The organism is Hominisplanchenecus faecis (assembly GCF_020687205.1).
Lineage (GTDB): Bacteria > Bacillota > Clostridia > Lachnospirales > Lachnospiraceae > Hominisplanchenecus > Hominisplanchenecus faecis.
On record NZ_JAJEQE010000002.1, the window covers coordinates 53983 to 69334 of the forward strand.

Annotated in this window: 16 protein-coding genes and 1 other annotated feature (1 of these 17 cut by a window edge); of the genes, 15 read left to right on the forward strand and 1 reads right to left on the reverse strand. The window is 43.8% G+C overall.

Features of this window, described 5'->3' with window-relative positions; all coding sequences use genetic code 11:
• Positions 1 to 5: 5 nt before the first annotated feature.
• On the reverse strand, positions 6 to 191 hold the full coding sequence (gene rpmB, locus LKD42_RS01075) for a 50S ribosomal protein L28 (protein ID WP_022119585.1): 186 nt from the start codon (positions 189 to 191) through the stop codon (positions 6 to 8).
• A 198-nt stretch (positions 192 to 389) separates the two neighbouring features.
• Here rpmB and LKD42_RS01080 point away from each other — a divergent pair, with 198 nt between their 5' ends.
• From LKD42_RS01080 to LKD42_RS01150, 15 genes are all read left to right on the forward strand, one after another.
• Positions 390 to 746, forward strand: coding sequence for an Asp23/Gls24 family envelope stress response protein (locus tag LKD42_RS01080; protein ID WP_022119586.1), 357 nt, complete (start codon positions 390 to 392; stop codon positions 744 to 746).
• A gap of 13 nt (positions 747 to 759) precedes the next feature.
• Complete coding sequence (locus LKD42_RS01085) at positions 760 to 2439, forward strand: DAK2 domain-containing protein (protein ID WP_248834555.1); 1680 nt, start codon at positions 760 to 762, stop codon at positions 2437 to 2439.
• A gap of 2 nt (positions 2440 to 2441) precedes the next feature.
• Positions 2442 to 4499 (forward strand): ATP-dependent DNA helicase RecG, encoded by a 2058-nt coding sequence (gene recG, locus LKD42_RS01090; protein ID WP_147631395.1) that lies wholly within the window; start codon positions 2442 to 2444, stop codon positions 4497 to 4499.
• A gap of 99 nt (positions 4500 to 4598) precedes the next feature.
• Positions 4599 to 5072: a DUF6465 family protein gene (locus LKD42_RS01095; RefSeq protein WP_147631396.1), complete on the forward strand. Its 474-nt coding sequence runs from the start codon at positions 4599 to 4601 to the stop codon at positions 5070 to 5072.
• Between the two features lie 142 nt (positions 5073 to 5214).
• Positions 5215 to 5460: an alpha/beta-type small acid-soluble spore protein gene (locus LKD42_RS01100; protein ID WP_022119590.1), complete on the forward strand. Its 246-nt coding sequence runs from the start codon at positions 5215 to 5217 to the stop codon at positions 5458 to 5460.
• 192 nt (positions 5461 to 5652) lie between these two features.
• A complete protein-coding gene (locus LKD42_RS01105; protein ID WP_022119591.1) occupies positions 5653 to 6045 on the forward strand; it encodes a methylglyoxal synthase in 393 nt (130 codons plus the stop codon).
• Positions 6042 to 7718: a Na/Pi cotransporter family protein gene (locus tag LKD42_RS01110; RefSeq protein WP_248834556.1), complete on the forward strand. Its 1677-nt coding sequence runs from the start codon at positions 6042 to 6044 to the stop codon at positions 7716 to 7718. The genes LKD42_RS01105 and LKD42_RS01110 overlap by 4 nt, the downstream gene beginning before the upstream one ends.
• Positions 7719 to 7740: 22 nt before the next feature.
• Positions 7741 to 8424 (forward strand): response regulator, encoded by a 684-nt coding sequence (locus tag LKD42_RS01115; RefSeq protein WP_248834557.1) that lies wholly within the window; start codon positions 7741 to 7743, stop codon positions 8422 to 8424.
• 3 nt (positions 8425 to 8427) lie between these two features.
• Positions 8428 to 10092 (forward strand): ATP-binding protein, encoded by a 1665-nt coding sequence (locus LKD42_RS01120; RefSeq protein ID WP_248834558.1) that lies wholly within the window; start codon positions 8428 to 8430, stop codon positions 10090 to 10092.
• A gap of 28 nt (positions 10093 to 10120) precedes the next feature.
• On the forward strand, positions 10121 to 11002 hold the full coding sequence (locus LKD42_RS01125) for a C39 family peptidase (protein WP_248834559.1): 882 nt from the start codon (positions 10121 to 10123) through the stop codon (positions 11000 to 11002).
• 55 nt (positions 11003 to 11057) lie between these two features.
• Entirely contained in the window at positions 11058 to 11795 is a 738-nt protein-coding gene (locus LKD42_RS01130) for a Sir2 family NAD-dependent protein deacetylase (protein ID WP_248834560.1), read from the forward strand.
• 114 nt (positions 11796 to 11909) lie between these two features.
• A complete protein-coding gene (locus tag LKD42_RS01135) occupies positions 11910 to 12335 on the forward strand; it encodes a CBS domain-containing protein (protein WP_147631401.1) in 426 nt (141 codons plus the stop codon).
• 133 nt (positions 12336 to 12468) lie between these two features.
• Complete coding sequence (gene ilvN, locus LKD42_RS01140; RefSeq protein ID WP_022119598.1) at positions 12469 to 12966, forward strand: acetolactate synthase small subunit; 498 nt, start codon at positions 12469 to 12471, stop codon at positions 12964 to 12966.
• A gap of 63 nt (positions 12967 to 13029) precedes the next feature.
• Positions 13030 to 14049, forward strand: coding sequence for a ketol-acid reductoisomerase (gene ilvC, locus LKD42_RS01145; protein ID WP_022119599.1), 1020 nt, complete (start codon positions 13030 to 13032; stop codon positions 14047 to 14049).
• A 242-nt stretch (positions 14050 to 14291) separates the two neighbouring features.
• Positions 14292 to 15155 (forward strand): YitT family protein, encoded by an 864-nt coding sequence (locus tag LKD42_RS01150; protein ID WP_248834561.1) that lies wholly within the window; start codon positions 14292 to 14294, stop codon positions 15153 to 15155.
• Positions 15156 to 15200: 45 nt separating this feature from the next.
• Positions 15201 to 15352: a binding site (T-box leader), on the forward strand; it runs 97 nt beyond the window's last position.

Sequence of the window (15352 nt, forward strand, 5' to 3'; positions counted from 1 at the left end):
GATCCTTATGCTCTTTCAACTTTATCAGAACGTAAGCATGAAGTACATACATACATTTTCTTTGTTCCACCGTTTACTTTAACGCGAACAGATTTAATGTTAGATTTCCACATTTTATTGGATCTTCTATGAGAATGACTCACGTTGTTACCGAAATGAGCTCCCTTATCACAAATAGCACATCTAGCCATGACTGCACCTCCTTGACATTATATTGCCTACAATAGGCTCACAACAATAAGTATTTTACCAGAAGCTGCATGATAATGCAAGCAAAAAATGCGAAAATTTAAAAAAACTGTAAAAAATGATTTTTCATGTTTTCTTTTTATATGAAACAGGTTATAATGAATAAATAATACAGCTATTAACATAGGAGGTATCATGATATGAAAGGAAGAATGGAAACAGAACTGGGTTCGATTTTGATCGACACGGATGTGATCGCTACCTATGCCGGAAGTGTTGCAGTAGAGTGTTTTGGAATTGTCGGTATGGCAACGGTGAGCATGAAAGACGGTCTGGTAAGACTTCTGAAGAAAGACAGCCTGAAAAATGGAATACAGGTTACCGTTGAGGATAATAAAATTTCACTTGATTTTCATGTGATCGTGGCTTATGGCGTCAGCATTTCTGCGGTTGCAGACAATCTGATCAACAATGTCAAATATAAAGTCGAAGAATTTACCGGTATGGAGATTCATGAGATCAATATTTATGTAGAAGGTGTCAGACCGATAGATTAAGGAGGAACTCGTTGTGGAAATAAATACAATAAATGCCGCACTTTTTGCCAAAATGTTTCTGGCAGGAGCAAAAAACCTGGAGTCAAAGAAAGAATGGATCAATGAACTGAATGTTTTTCCGGTACCGGACGGTGATACCGGAACCAACATGACCATGACCATCATGGCTGCGGCCAAAGAAGTAGCGGCACTGGAAGATCCGACGATGGAAGTACTTGCAAAAGCGATTTCTTCCGGATCTCTTCGCGGAGCACGCGGTAACTCAGGTGTTATCCTCTCTCAGCTGTTCCGTGGATTTACAAAAGGCATCAAAAAATATGAGGAGATTGATGTTGCAATCCTGGCAGCTGCTTTTCAGAAAGCAGTGGAGACTGCATACAAAGCAGTTATGAAGCCAAAGGAAGGCACGATTCTCACGGTGGCAAAGGGTGCAGCAGACAAAGCACTGGAGCTTGCAGAGAATGATATTTCACTGGATGATTTCTTAAAACAGGTGATCGAAGAGGCAGATGCTGTCCTTGCAAAGACACCGGAGATGCTGCCGGTTCTGAAAGAAGCAGGCGTTGTAGACTCCGGCGGACAGGGACTTGTGCAGGTGTTAAAGGGTGCTTACGATGCATTTCTTGGAAAAGAGATCGATTATACGGTTGAACCGGCTGAAAGCACCAAAAAAGCCCCGGCACAGGAAAAGGAAGCCCCGGCTCAGGCAGAGATTCGATTCGGTTACTGTACCGAATTTATCATCATGCTCGAAAAAGAGTATACACCGCAGACGGAGCAGGAGTTCAAAGGATTTCTGGAGTCCATCGGTGATTCCATCGTTGTTGTGTCAGATGAAGATGTTGTCAAGGTCCATGTACATACAAACGACCCTGGCAAAGCAATCTCCAGAGCACTCACTTACGGCTCACTGACCCGTATCAAAATCGACAATATGCGTGAGGAGCATCAGGAGAAACTGATCAAAGATGCGGCAAAAGTTGCAGAACAGCAGAAGTTCGAAGAAGAAGAGCGTAAAAAAATGGTGCCGCCGAAGCCGGTCGGATTTATTTCCGTTTCCATTGGTGAGGGTATCGGTGAGATCTTCCGCGAACTGGGCGTTGATTATCTGATCGAAGGCGGTCAGACCATGAATCCGAGTACCGAAGATATGCTGCGTGCAATCGAAGAAGTAAATGCGGAGACGATTTACATTCTTCCGAATAATAAAAACATTATTCTGGCAGCAAATCAGGCAAAACTTCTGACCAAAGACAAAGAAGTGATCGTAATTCCGACCAAAACCGTTCCGCAGGGAATCACAGCCGTTGTCACTTACAGTGCCGAGGCTTCTGTGGAAGAAAATACGGAGGCAATGTCTGAAGAGATCAAAAATGTAAAAACCGGACAGATCACTTATGCAGTGCGTGACACGCACATTGATGACAAGGAGATCCATGAGGGCGATATCATGGGAATCGGCGATCATGAGATCCTTGCGGTCGGAAAAGAGATTCAGGATGTTACACTGGAAACGATTGCCCTGATGGATGCCGATGATGCAGAACTGATCACGGTATATTACGGAGAGGATACAAAAGCCGAAGATGCAGAAAAACTGGAACAGGCACTGACGGAAAAATATCCTTCCTGTGATGTGGAAGTCTATGCCGGAGGTCAGCCAATCTATTATTATGTTGTTTCTGTGGAGTAATTATGAATACATTATCACCGCTTACAGAGCTAAAAGGAATTGGTGAAAAGACAGAAAAGCTGTTTGCAAAAGTGGGCGTAACGAATGTAGGAGAACTGCTTTCCTACTATCCGAGAACGTATGAAACGTACGGGGAAATACAGAAGCCGGATGCCGTAACAGACGGCATGACGGCTGCTCTGTATGGTCAGTTTCAGGGACCGCTGGCAGTGAAGCGTGTAAAAAACATGCAGATTGTATCCGGCGTATTCGAAAGTGATGCACAGAAAATACGCATCACCTGGTATAATATGCCTTATCTTCGCAGCACCGTAAGAGCCGGTGTGCCTTATGTGCTGTGGGGCAAAGCAGCAAAGAAAAACAGACAGTTGGTATTGGAGCAGCCAGCTGTTTTTTCTTTCGAGGAATATCACAGGATGCGGCAGCATTTAAAACCGGTGTATCCTCTGACGGAAGGACTCTCTGCAAAGACCATCGAGAAAGCAGTGCGGCAGGCACTTGAAAGTCTGCCCTTTTTCAAAGAGACACTGCCGCCTGCTATCCGCAGCAAGTATCATCTCGCAGAATATCATTTTGCACTTGAACAGATTCATTTTCCGGAGAATCGGGAACAGATGCTTCTGGCGAGAAGAAGACTGGTATTTGATGAATTTTATCTGTTTATCCTTGCACTGCGGCAGCTGAAGCAGGTAAATGAACGAAATCCGCAGAGATTTCAGATACAGAAAATTCCTCTAACAGATCAGATCATTGCAAACTTATCTTTTTCACTTACCGGGGCACAAAAAAAGGTCTGGCAGGAGATCGAGCGTGATATGACAGGTGATTATCTGATGTCACGCCTGATACAGGGAGATGTAGGATCTGGAAAGACGATCCTTGCCTTTCTTGCCCTCTTTCTTGCAGCGGGAAATGGCTGGCAGGGATGCCTGATGGTTCCGACCGAGGTGCTTGCAGTGCAGCATATGGAGGCTATCCAGAAGCAGATCTGCGAACAGAAACTGCCTTTTTATGCAGAACTGCTTACTGGTTCCATGACAGCGAAACAAAAACGGGAAGCCTGCGGCAGAATTGTCTCCGGAGAATCACAGATCATCATTGGGACGCATGCGGTCTTTCAGGAAAAGATCCAATATAAAAATCTGGCACTTGTGATTACCGATGAGCAGCACCGTTTCGGTGTGCGGCAAAGAGAGTCTCTGTCGGAAAAAGGAGATATGCCGCATGTGATGGTTATGAGTGCAACTCCGATCCCAAGGACACTGGCCGTGATCCTGTATGGAGATCTTGATATTTCGGTTGTGAATGAACTTCCGGCAAACCGTCTGCCGGTCAAAAACTGTGTGGTTGACACCTCTTACCGTCCGAAAGCATATCGTTTTATAGAGAAACAGGTAAAGATGGGGCATCAGGCGTATATCATCTGTCCGATGGTGGAGGAGAGCGAGCAGATCGAAGCAGAAGATGTGATTTCTTATACAGAAAAACTGAGAAGTACACTGCCGCAGGATATTACGGTTTCGTATCTCCATGGCAAGATGAAACCGGCCAAGAAGAACGAGATCATGGAAGCTTTTGTGAAAAATGAAATCCAGGTTCTTGTTTCCACGACGGTGATCGAAGTTGGTGTGAATGTACCGAACGCCAGCGTTATGATGATCGAAAATGCGGAGCGTTTCGGCCTTGCACAGCTGCATCAGCTTCGCGGGCGTGTCGGAAGAGGAGATGCACAGTCTTACTGTATCCTGTGTTATGGGAAAGACGGAGAAAAGACAAAAAAGCGTCTGGAAATTTTGAACAAATCCAACGACGGTTTTTATATTGCGAACGAAGATCTGCGTCTGAGGGGACCGGGAGATCTCTTTGGAATCCGTCAGAGCGGAGAGCTTGCATTTCGCATCGGAGATGTTTTTCAGGATGCCGCGATCTTACAGGAAGCAAACGATGCAGCAAACGACACCCTGCAGGATCCATCCTATCCGGAAGGGAAAGATTACGCCATTTTAAGACAAAATCTCGAAAAATATATGTACAAGGATCTGTGCAATTTGAATTTATAGTTGATAATTTGTAAAAAATGGTATATGATTAAGCCGATTGCTTAAGAAGCATTAAAAACAAGAGAGTTTAGAATGTTTTTTTATGAGGAGGAAACTATTATGGCAAACCGTAGACAGGCAAAGAAAAATGCAGCAGCTGCTGTAAACAAAGAAGCAGCAAAGAAAGAAGTAAAGACAACTGTTGCTGAAGAAACAGCAGAAAAAGTTACAGCAGTAGAAAAAGTTGCAGAAAAAGCAGCAGAAGTAAAAGAAGCTGTAAAAGAAAAAGTTGCAGAAGTAAAAGAAACAACAAAAGCTGCAAAGGCTGCCAAAGCTGAAACAGCTGAAAAAGCAGAACCGAAGAAGACTCCGGGAAGAAAAGCAGCAGTAAAAGAAGAGTTCGTTCTGGAATTTGCCGGCAAGCAGATCACACAGGAAGAAATCAAGAAAAAAGTAAAAGAAAACTGGACAAAAGTTCAGAAAAATAAAATCAAAGATATCAAGACGATCAAAGTATTCCTGCAGCCGGAAAATAGCTGTGCATACTATACGATCAATGACGAAGGAAACGACAGCTACAAAATCGAGCTTTAAGATCAAATTGTCATAAGATGCTATACTTTGAAACACTTTCCAGTTTAAAACCGGATGAAATCCACATACTAGGATCGCAATAGAAAATTGCACATCTGAAAAAGAAAAGGAAAACAAAACATTTCAAAGGAGGCATGTAATTATGGCAAATCGTTCATCTAATGTGGCGGCAGTACCGGAAGCAAAAGGTGCTCTTGACAGGTTCAAAATGGAAGTGGCAAGCGAACTTGGCGTTCCTCTGACGGATGGTTACAATGGTAACCTGACATCAAAACAGAACGGATCTGTAGGTGGCTATATGGTCAAAAAAATGATCGAAGCACAGGAGCGACAGATGTCCGGAGGAGCCGGAAGCGGCATGAACGGAAACGGCAGTGCACAGTACTGATCGGGAACTTCTGAAGTTTTGGATTGAAAAATGACAAAAGCGGGTGAGAGAAAACTTCTCTTGCCTGCTTTTTTTAAAATTAAGAATATGGTGACAAAATACTTTCTTTTTTGCAGGAGTCTGTGCTATAATGACCATAGTCTGCGAAAATACAGTCAGCAGAACTCTATAATGATCTGAGGTAGATAGAGAATGAACATAGGATTAATTGCACACAATGCAAAGAAAAATCTGATCGAGGATTTTTGCGTTGCCTACAAACGTATCCTGGAAAAACATGAGTTGTATGCGACCGGGATCACAGGAAGGCGTATAGAGGAGGCAACGAACCTTCATGTCCACAAATTCCTGGCAGGAAGCGTGGGCGGAGATAAACAGTTTGTAGAAATGATCGAACGAAACGGATTGGATATGGTGATTTTTTTCTACAGTCCATTATTTACCAATTCGAGAGAGCCGAATATTGAAATGATTTCAAAAGCATGTGATATTTATAACATACCGATTGCTACCAATATCGCAACAGCAGAATCTCTGGTCATCGGTCTGCAAAAAGGTGATCTGGAGTGGAGGGAAAATATATGACGATCACAGACGTTGGGAATCTTTTCATGTTTGCCGGAGGTCTTGGTATGTTCCTCTACGGTATGCACAGTATGTCCGGAGGCATTCAGAAAACAGCCGGCAATAAAATGAAAGAGCTGCTCGGGATTCTGACGAGCAATCACTTTATGGCAGTTGTGGTCGGGGCACTTGTCACGGCGATCATCCAGAGCAGCGGTGCCACAACGGTTATGGTGGTCGGATTTGTCAATGCGGGCATCATGACACTGACACAGGCCGTTGGCGTCATTATGGGAGCAAACATTGGTACCTGTATTACGGCGTGGATCGTATCACTTGGACAGCTGGGAGATGCTTTCAAGGCATTTTCCCCTTCTCTGTATGCACCACTTCTGGTCGGGATCGGAGCCTTTCTGATCATGTTCAGCAAAAAGGCGAAAAAGCAGACGGTCGGTGAGATCCTGGTAGGACTTGGCCTTTTGTTTATCGGTCTGGATTTTATGGGAGATGCTGCGGGAGATTACCTGCATTTTCCAATCTTTACCAGGGCATTTGAGCTCTTTGGCAGCAATCCGATCCTTGGTATCCTGATCGGTGTGATCGTTACGGCGATCATGCAGAGTTCATCGGCTGCAGTTGGTGTCCTTCAGACACTTGCAGCGGCAGGTGGTGTTGTGACTGCAAGTTCTGCCATGTATATCAGTCTTGGATCGAACATAGGTTCCTGCTGTACGGCACTTTTGTCCAGCCTTGGCGAGTCACGCAATGCAAAAAGATCAGCTGTGATCCATCTCACGTTCAATGTACTCGGTGCACTGGTCTGGGGCAGCGGATTGTTTGTCCTGTTTCAGTTCCGCCCGGCTTTCGGGACAATGGGGATCGACAGTGTCGGTATCTCGGTATTCCATACGATCTTTAACCTTGTCTGTACGGTTCTTATGACACCGCTGAGGGGGAAACTGGTTGCATTATCCGGTCTTCTGGTCAAAGGCGGCGATGAACAGGAACAGGCAGAGCAGAGTGACGATGCGATCACACTGCGTCATCTGGATGACCGTATCCTGGAGACACCGTCTTTTGCCGTTGAGAATGCGATTCTGGAAGTTGTACACATGGGGCACATTGCAAACGAAAATATGGAACGTGCCTTTGAAGCCGTTATGAATTATGACAAAGAAAAAATCGAGCAGGTTTACCGTACGGAAAAAGTCATCAATAAGATGGAAAAACTGATCACAGAGTACCTGGTTAAGATCAGCAATCTTTCTTTGAATGAAGACCAGCACATGGTTGTCAACGATCTGTTTTATTCGGTCAGTGACATCGAGCGTGTCGGCGATCATGTGGAAAACATTGTGGAGCTGATGGATGTCAAAGAGGATGGCGAACCGATCACTTTTTCCGAAGAAGGCAGATGTGATCTGGCAGAGATCATGGATCTGGTTGAAAAATCTTTTGTATTTTCCATATCGGCCAGAGAAAAGGTCAGCATGGATGATGCAAATAAAGTTGTAAAATATGAGGATATGGTCGATAATCTGGAAGAAGAGCTGAGGGAGAAGCATATTGAACGCCTTTCCAGACAGTTGTGCAATCCGACAAGCGGAGTGGCATTTCTGGATATTATCAGCAATCTGGAGCGTATCTCTGACCATGCCTACAATCTGGCAGGCTATGTGATGTCAGAACAATAAAAAGGAATATAAAGGAGCAGTCATGGGAAAATGGATCTATTACGTGGAAGACGATACAAGTATAAGGGAGTTGGTGCTGTACGCACTGAAAACCGCAGAATTTCAGGTGATGGGATTTGAAAATGCTGCTTCTTTTTATAAAAGAATGAAAGAACAGCAGCCGGATCTGATCCTGCTGGATATTATGCTTCCGGATGAGGATGGAGTCAGCATTCTGAAAAAACTGAAAAGCAGACCGGATACGGAGAATATCCCGGTCATTATGATGACGGCAAAATCTTCGGAATACGATAAAGTTCTGGGTCTGGATTCCGGTGCGGATGATTATATCACAAAACCGTTTGGAGTTATGGAACTGATCTCCAGAGTAAAGGCGGTGATCCGCAGAAGTGATCGGAGCAAAGGAAGTGCGGGAGAAGTCTTAAAGATCGGAGAGCTGGTTCTGGATGAACAGAAGCATGAGGTTTACGCCCGCGGACAGGCGGTCAGTCTTACGTTCAAAGAGTTTGAACTTTTGTCTTATCTTATGAAAAACCGAGGGCTGGTGCTCTCTCGTGATAAGATCCTTAACACCATATGGAATTATGAGTATGAGGGAGAGAGCCGCACCGTAGACGTACATATTGGTTCCCTGCGACAGAAACTTGGGACATGCGGAGATTTTATAAAGACAATACGCGGAATCGGTTATAAAATAGAGGATTAAGCGATGAAACAACGGATCTATCGAAACTATTTCTGGGTTGCACTTACAACGATACTGATTGTATCGTTTGTTTTTGTATTTTCTTATAATCGAACGATTCATGATCAGAAAGAGGAAGGGATGCGGGAAGAGGCAGAATTCATTTCTGCACTTCTGGAAAAGCAAGGAGATGCAGATGTCGATTTTCAGGCGGCAGCCGGAAAGACAGACTTTCGCATCACCCTGATCGCTGAAAATGGTATGGTGTTGTATGACAATAAAGTCAAAGATGTATCGGGCATGGAAAATCATGCAAAACGGCCGGAAATCTTAAAAGCCAGCAAGAACGGTGAAGGTTCCAGCAGCCGTATTTCCAGTACGATCCAGTCGGAGACTTATTATTATGCACGAAAACTTTCCGACGGCAGATATCTGCGTCTTTCAAGTAAGGGACTGAGTATCTGGAGCGGGTTTGTACAGGTACTTCCGGCACTTACCGGAATCGCACTGTTTGTCATATTTATCACATTTCTGATCGCCCATTTCCTTACCAGAAATATCGTAGAAGCGATCAACGGCATTGATCTGGAAAATCCGATGGAGCATCTTGTATTTCCGGAGCTTGGCGTTTTGCAGAAACGGCTTGGTTTTCAGAATCGAAAAATCCAGACGCAGATGCAAAATATGAAAGAACAGGAGTATAAATTAACTGCAATTACGGAAAATATGAATGAAGGGCTCATTATGCTGGATGCAGACCGCAGGATTCAGTATATGAACCAGAGCTGCCAGGATCTGTTTGAAGTATCCGGAAGCAAATTTATCGGGCAGACTATTTCCGGATTCTGTGACAGCATTCCGATGCAGGAGGTAGTAGAATCTGCACTGAAAGGAAATGTTCATACTGCCATGCAGGAACTGGATCATAAAAAAGTTCAGTATTTTGGAAATCCAATCCTGGAAAATCAAAAAATTCAGGGAATTATCATTCTGGTCCTGGATATTACTGAACGGGAGCGGACAGAGCGGATGCGAAAAGAATTTTCGGCAAATGTTTCACATGAACTGAAGACACCGCTGACTTCCATCTCTGGTTTTGCTGAGCTGATGGAGAATCATCTGGTTGCACCAGAAGATGTGCCGGAGTTTGCCGCCAAAATACACAGGGAATCCGAGAGACTGCTGACGCTTGTAAATGATATTATCAAAGTCAGTCAGCTGGATGACAAGGAAGTATATTATGGAAAAGAGAATATAGATCTGCTGTCTTTTGCAAAAGAGGTCTGTGACCGCCTGGAACCGATGGCACAGAGCCGGAACGTTACGGTTGAACTTTCCGGAGATGCTGTTTTGTATCTCGCGTCCAGGCAGCTGATGAATGATCTGTTTTATAATCTGATCGAAAATGGAATCAAATACAACAAGCCAAACGGAAAACTGTGGGTTACGGTCAGCGAAAAGAAAGGACATCCGTGTATCAGTGTGAAGGATACCGGGATCGGTGTGCCGATGAAATATCAGAGCCGGATTTTTGAACGGTTTTTCCGTGTGGATAAAAGTCATTCAAAACAGACGGGCGGAACAGGTCTTGGACTGTCCATTGTCAAACATGTGGTGGAATATTATGGCGGTTACATTGAAATCCACAGCAAAATGGAAGAAGGAACAGAAATCGTTGTACATCTGTAAATGAATGAAAGGATATTCAAAGGTAAATATGAAGAAAAGAATCAGTATCATCATGTTGCTTACAATCTCCGTGTTGATGACAGGATGTGAAGAGCTGCATAAAAAGCCGCTTGCTTATATTGAAACAAATGCAGATGATCGACAGAGTGAAACGTCTGAAACAGAAACAAAAAAGAAAAAAGAGACAGAGCCGGAAACGGAAGCCGTGGAAGTGGTCGAGCAGGGCAGCTTGGAAACAGAACGTCCGGAAACGGAGACAGAATCTGAAACGGAAGAGGATAAAACAGAGGATGCCGCTCCGGAAGGAGAACTTCCTGTTCTGGAAAAAACAGACAAGACTTCAGAAGAAATTGAGATGGAAAATATTCTCCAGAATCCGGAACTTCCGACCGGGTGTGAATCTGTGGCACTGACAATGGTTCTCAAATATCTCGGATTTGATTTGGAGAAAACAACCATAGCAGATGATTATCTTGTTTTTGCAGACCGGAATTTTGCGATGGGTTATATTGGAAATCCACATACGGAAGACGGGGCAGGTATTTTTGCACCGGGACTTGTCAAGACTGCAAATAATTTCCTGGAAGCACAGGAAAGTGAAAAAAGAGGCTTTGATATTTCAGATACTGACTTTGAAGATCTTTATAATTATGTGGCGGCAGGGATACCGATCATAATCTGGAATACCATGTATCTGGAGAAACCGGTTCCGACGGATGAAGTATGCGAGTTTGAGGGAAAAACCTATCGCTGGTTCCGCAACGAACACTGTATGGTGATGTGTGGTTTTGATAAAGAAAACGGTACGGTTCTGATTCAGGATCCGCTGGACGGACTGGTAGAACGCGATGCAGAAACATTTGCAAAATATTACGAGGAACTCGGAAAAAATGCAATGATCATTCACTAAGGGATTGCATACTCTTACTTTTTTTGGTATGCTTATTCCAAGGAGGATGTGGCTTATGGGAGAAAAGTATGAGTATTTGAAAAAAGTATTAGATGACAGCCATTATACCGTGGCATTGTGTGGTTCCGGCATTCTCGCAGAGACGGGATGCAGGACTTTCCAAAACCAGGATTATGCTTATGAGATTGAGCAGAAGTACGGAAGATCACCGGAAGATATTTTCGCAAGTGCCTATTACATGACAAGACCGGATTCCTTTTTTGAATTTTACAGGGCAGAAGTTCTCAAAAAGGACTGGAAGCCTTCCGAATCCTGTTATGCACTGAAAAAACTGGAAGATGCAGGAAAGATCCAGTGTATTTTAAGCGATAATATTTTTGATCTGGAGAAACGTGCAGGATGCAGCAATGTGCTCAGTTTGCGAGGGAGCATCTATCAGAACCGCTGTCCGAAATGCGGACAGGAATATCCGATGGAATATATCCGGGATTCCAAAAAGACACCGCGATGCCGGAACTGTAATAATGTGGTACGTCCCGGTGTGACTCTTTACGGAGAACAGCTGGACAGCCATCTGACTTCACTGGCAGCGACAGAAGTCGAAAAAGCAGAAGTGCTTCTTTTGCTCGGAACAAAATTATCTTCGGATGTGTACTCAAATTATGTTAAATTTTTTGAAGGTGAGCAGATCGTTGTGATCCATGAAAAGGAACACTACACGGACTGCAAAGCAGACATGGTGATCTACGATCAGCCGGGAAAGGTACTTTCCAATCTGGGATATGATTTTTGAGCCGGCAGATGCCAAAAGCAGTCCGTCCAAACCGGATGTGCGGCACAGAAAAACAAAAGAAACGACATTTGCCGGGAGACGGCAATGTCAGAAAAGCGGAGATAAAAGTAAACTATGAATGTATTGTTTTCTTTGACACCAAAAAGTGAAGTAGCGTATCTGTATGATGATTACTCTCTTCGTCAGGCACTTGAAAAGATGGAACACTACCGTTACAGTGCAGTACCCGTGATTGACCGCAATGGCTGTTATGTGGGAACGCTGACGGAAGGAGATCTGCTCTGGTATATCAAAGACCATAAGATTGTGGATCTTCATATGACAGAAGAGATCCCCCTTTCGCAGGTGGAACGCAGATGGTACAATGAACCGGTCAATATCGACTGTGAGATCGAAGATCTGATCTTAACTTCCATGAATCAGAACTTTGTCCCGGTGATCGACGATAAAAAGATCTTTATCGGTATCATCCGCAGAAAGGATATCATAGAGTACTGTTATAACTGCTATAAAAATGTAGCAGGAAACGAAAAAAACTAAAATATTATGGAAGTAAAAGGATTTATCGTTATATTTTAGTGACGCTTTACATTGACAAAGTAAATATTTGTTGGTAAAATACAATAAGCCTCAAGAGAACAGAGGCAGTTTTGAAAGAAGGCAGGAAATCCCAATGAAGAAAAGAGTATTATCCTTATTGGTTGACAATACCTCCGGTGTACTGAGTCGAGTAGCAGGGCTGTTCAGCCGCCGTGGTTACAATATCGACAGTCTGACCGTTGGCGAGACAGCGGATCCGAGATACTCACGTATGACTGTTGTCGTAAACGGTGATCAGCAGATTTTGGATCAGATCACAAAGCAGCTGGCAAAGCTGGTTGATGTTGTTGATATCAAACAGCTGGCAGAAGGCGAAAGCGTGACAAGAGAACTGGTGCTTGTAAAAGTAAGAGTTGGCCGTGAAAACAGGCAGGATGTAATGTCCATTGCAAATATTTTCCGTGCCAAAATTATTGACGTGGGAGTTGATTCTCTAATCATTGAACTTACCGGTACAGAGTCCAAGATTGAAGCATTTTTCAAACTTCTTGGCGATTACGAGATATTAGAGCTGGCAAGGACAGGCATGACAGGTTTATCAAGAGGAGCGGAGGATGTCCGTTACCTGTAAAGAAGAAAGCTAGAGGCATTAATTATACCTTTAACAAATATATACATAATGGAGGAACATAAAATGGAACCAAGAATTTTTTATCAGGAAGATTGTAACCTTTCCGCACTGGAAGGACACAAGATTGCAATTATTGGTTACGGCAGTCAGGGACATGCACATGCACTGAATCTGAAAGATTCCGGATGTGATGTTATTGTTGGTCTGTATGAAGGCAGCAAGTCCTGGGCAAAAGCAGAAGCTCAGGGATTAAAAGTATATACAGCGGCAGAAGCTGCAAAACAGGCAGACATCATTATGATTCTGATTAACGATGAGCTGCAGGCAGATATGTACAAAAAAGACATCGAGCCAAACCTGAATGAAGGCGATATGCTGATGTTCGCACATGGTTTCAACATTCATTTCGGATGCATCAAACCGCCGGCATATGTTGATGTAACTATGATTGCTCCAAAAGCTCCTGGACATACTGTAAGAAGCGAGTACCAGGCAGGAAAAGGAACCCCATGTCTGATTGCTGTAGAGCAGGATTACACCGGAAAAGCATGGGACAAAGCACTGGCTTATGGTCTTGGAATCGGTGGAGCAAGAGCAGGTCTGCTGGAGACAACTTACCGTACAGAAACAGAGACAGACCTCTTTGGTGAGCAGGCAGTTCTCTGCGGTGGTGTATGTGCACTGATGCAGGCAGGATTCGAGACACTGTGTGAAGCTGGATATGATCCGAGAAATGCATACTTCGAATGTATCCATGAGATGAAACTGATCGTAGACCTGATCTACCAGAGTGGTTTTGCAGGAATGAGATATTCTATCTCCAACACAGCTGAGTATGGCGATTATATCACAGGTCCTAAGATCGTAACAGAAGACACAAAGAAAGCTATGAAACAGGTTCTGAAAGACATCCAGGATGGTACTTTCGCAAAAGAATTCCTTCTGGATATGTCACAGGCAGGACGTCAGGTACACTTCAAAGCGATGAGAAAACTGGCTTCCGAGCATCCTTCAGAAAAAGTCGGTGCAGAGATCAGAAAACTGTACAGCTGGAATGGCGAAGACAAACTGATCAACAACTAATCGTTTATCGTGAGAAATGATTTAAGGTTTCAATTTATATTTGGCAAGATAAAAGCAGATTCCGTTCTGGAGTCTGCTTTTTCCCGTTTTCAGGTGATGTCCATGTTTTGTGTGTCCTACATTTTTTTCGGCGTCATCCTGATATTGCGTTACTGCTATGATGCGGCGGCTTGCACTGCATTGCCGGAAAGGGTAGAATAAGAACAGATTATCCGGAAAAACTAAGGAAAAGGAGAAGGTGCATGAATAAGAAATTGGGGTATCAGATTTTGGAATTGTGCGGTATTTTGCTTGGAAATGCGATCCTGGCATTTGGAATTGCAGCTTTTGTATTGCCGCACGGCATGATCACCGGAGGAGCGACTGGTCTTGGACTTGTTACGAGCAGAGTATTCGGGGTGGATCTCTCGGTGTCAGTAGCTGTTTATAACATTATTTTGTTTGCGGTCGGGGCGTTTGTACTCGGCAAAAAATTTGCACTGACGACCATCGTGAGTACTATTGTGTATCCAATGTTCCTTTCTTTTTTTACACAACAGCAGTGGATTGCAACGATGACAAATGACATTTTGCTTTCAGCTATCTATGCCGGCATTATGGTCGGTCTTGGTGTCGGTATCGTCATCCGGTTCGGAGCATCGACCGGAGGGCTGGATATCCCGCCGCTGATCCTGAATAAAAAATTGGGGATTCCGGTGGCGGTTTCTATGTATCTTTTCGATTTCACAGTGCTTCTGTTACAGGTTGTTATATCGACAAAAGAACAGGTTCTGTACGGAATCCTGATCGTAATCTTAAGTTCCATTGTACTCGGATATGTCTCTTTGGCAGGACAGAAAAAAGTACAGGTTATGATCATATCCAGGCATTATCAGGAAATTCGCGATATGCTTCTTCAAAAACTGGATCTTGGTGCCACAATGTATCATATCGAGACTGGCTACCTGCAAAAAGATGAGATGGCAGTCTGTTGTGTGATCTCATCCAGAAAGCTGCATACTGTGACCGATATGGTGCAGGAAGTCGATAAAAAAGCATTTCTTTCCGTAACGCAGATCAATGAAGTGCGTGGAAGAGGCTTTACACTGGATCGAAAATATATATAAACCTTGACAAGTCTGGTCGAAAATGGTAATATTTATTCATTGATAGGAAAAGCGTTGATGAGGAATAGTACATTTTGACCAGAATACAGAAAGCTGTCGGGTGATGCGAGACAGTGGAAGGAAAGAATGGAACTGACCTTGGAGCAGCTGCCTGAAATCAAAGGAGAGTAGGAGCAGACGGAAGTCCACCGTTACAG

What these genes read in the sequence shown, in the direction of transcription:
- rpmB (WP_022119585.1), bottom strand. Translation starts at nt 191, where the DNA reads ATGGCTAGATGTGCTATTTGTGATAAGGGAGCTCATTTCGGTAACAAC.
- LKD42_RS01080 (WP_022119586.1), top strand. Translation starts at nt 390, where the DNA reads ATGAAAGGAAGAATGGAAACAGAACTGGGTTCGATTTTGATCGACACG.
- recG (WP_147631395.1), top strand. Translation starts at nt 2,442, where the DNA reads ATGAATACATTATCACCGCTTACAGAGCTAAAAGGAATTGGTGAAAAG.
- LKD42_RS01095 (WP_147631396.1), top strand. Translation starts at nt 4,599, where the DNA reads ATGGCAAACCGTAGACAGGCAAAGAAAAATGCAGCAGCTGCTGTAAAC.
- LKD42_RS01100 (WP_022119590.1), top strand. Translation starts at nt 5,215, where the DNA reads ATGGCAAATCGTTCATCTAATGTGGCGGCAGTACCGGAAGCAAAAGGT.
- LKD42_RS01105 (WP_022119591.1), top strand. Translation starts at nt 5,653, where the DNA reads ATGAACATAGGATTAATTGCACACAATGCAAAGAAAAATCTGATCGAG.
- LKD42_RS01110 (WP_248834556.1), top strand. Translation starts at nt 6,042, where the DNA reads ATGACGATCACAGACGTTGGGAATCTTTTCATGTTTGCCGGAGGTCTT.
- LKD42_RS01115 (WP_248834557.1), top strand. Translation starts at nt 7,741, where the DNA reads ATGGGAAAATGGATCTATTACGTGGAAGACGATACAAGTATAAGGGAG.
- LKD42_RS01120 (WP_248834558.1), top strand. Translation starts at nt 8,428, where the DNA reads ATGAAACAACGGATCTATCGAAACTATTTCTGGGTTGCACTTACAACG.
- LKD42_RS01125 (WP_248834559.1), top strand. Translation starts at nt 10,121, where the DNA reads ATGAAGAAAAGAATCAGTATCATCATGTTGCTTACAATCTCCGTGTTG.
- LKD42_RS01130 (WP_248834560.1), top strand. Translation starts at nt 11,058, where the DNA reads ATGGGAGAAAAGTATGAGTATTTGAAAAAAGTATTAGATGACAGCCAT.
- LKD42_RS01135 (WP_147631401.1), top strand. Translation starts at nt 11,910, where the DNA reads ATGAATGTATTGTTTTCTTTGACACCAAAAAGTGAAGTAGCGTATCTG.
- ilvN (WP_022119598.1), top strand. Translation starts at nt 12,469, where the DNA reads ATGAAGAAAAGAGTATTATCCTTATTGGTTGACAATACCTCCGGTGTA.
- ilvC (WP_022119599.1), top strand. Translation starts at nt 13,030, where the DNA reads ATGGAACCAAGAATTTTTTATCAGGAAGATTGTAACCTTTCCGCACTG.
- LKD42_RS01150 (WP_248834561.1), top strand. Translation starts at nt 14,292, where the DNA reads ATGAATAAGAAATTGGGGTATCAGATTTTGGAATTGTGCGGTATTTTG.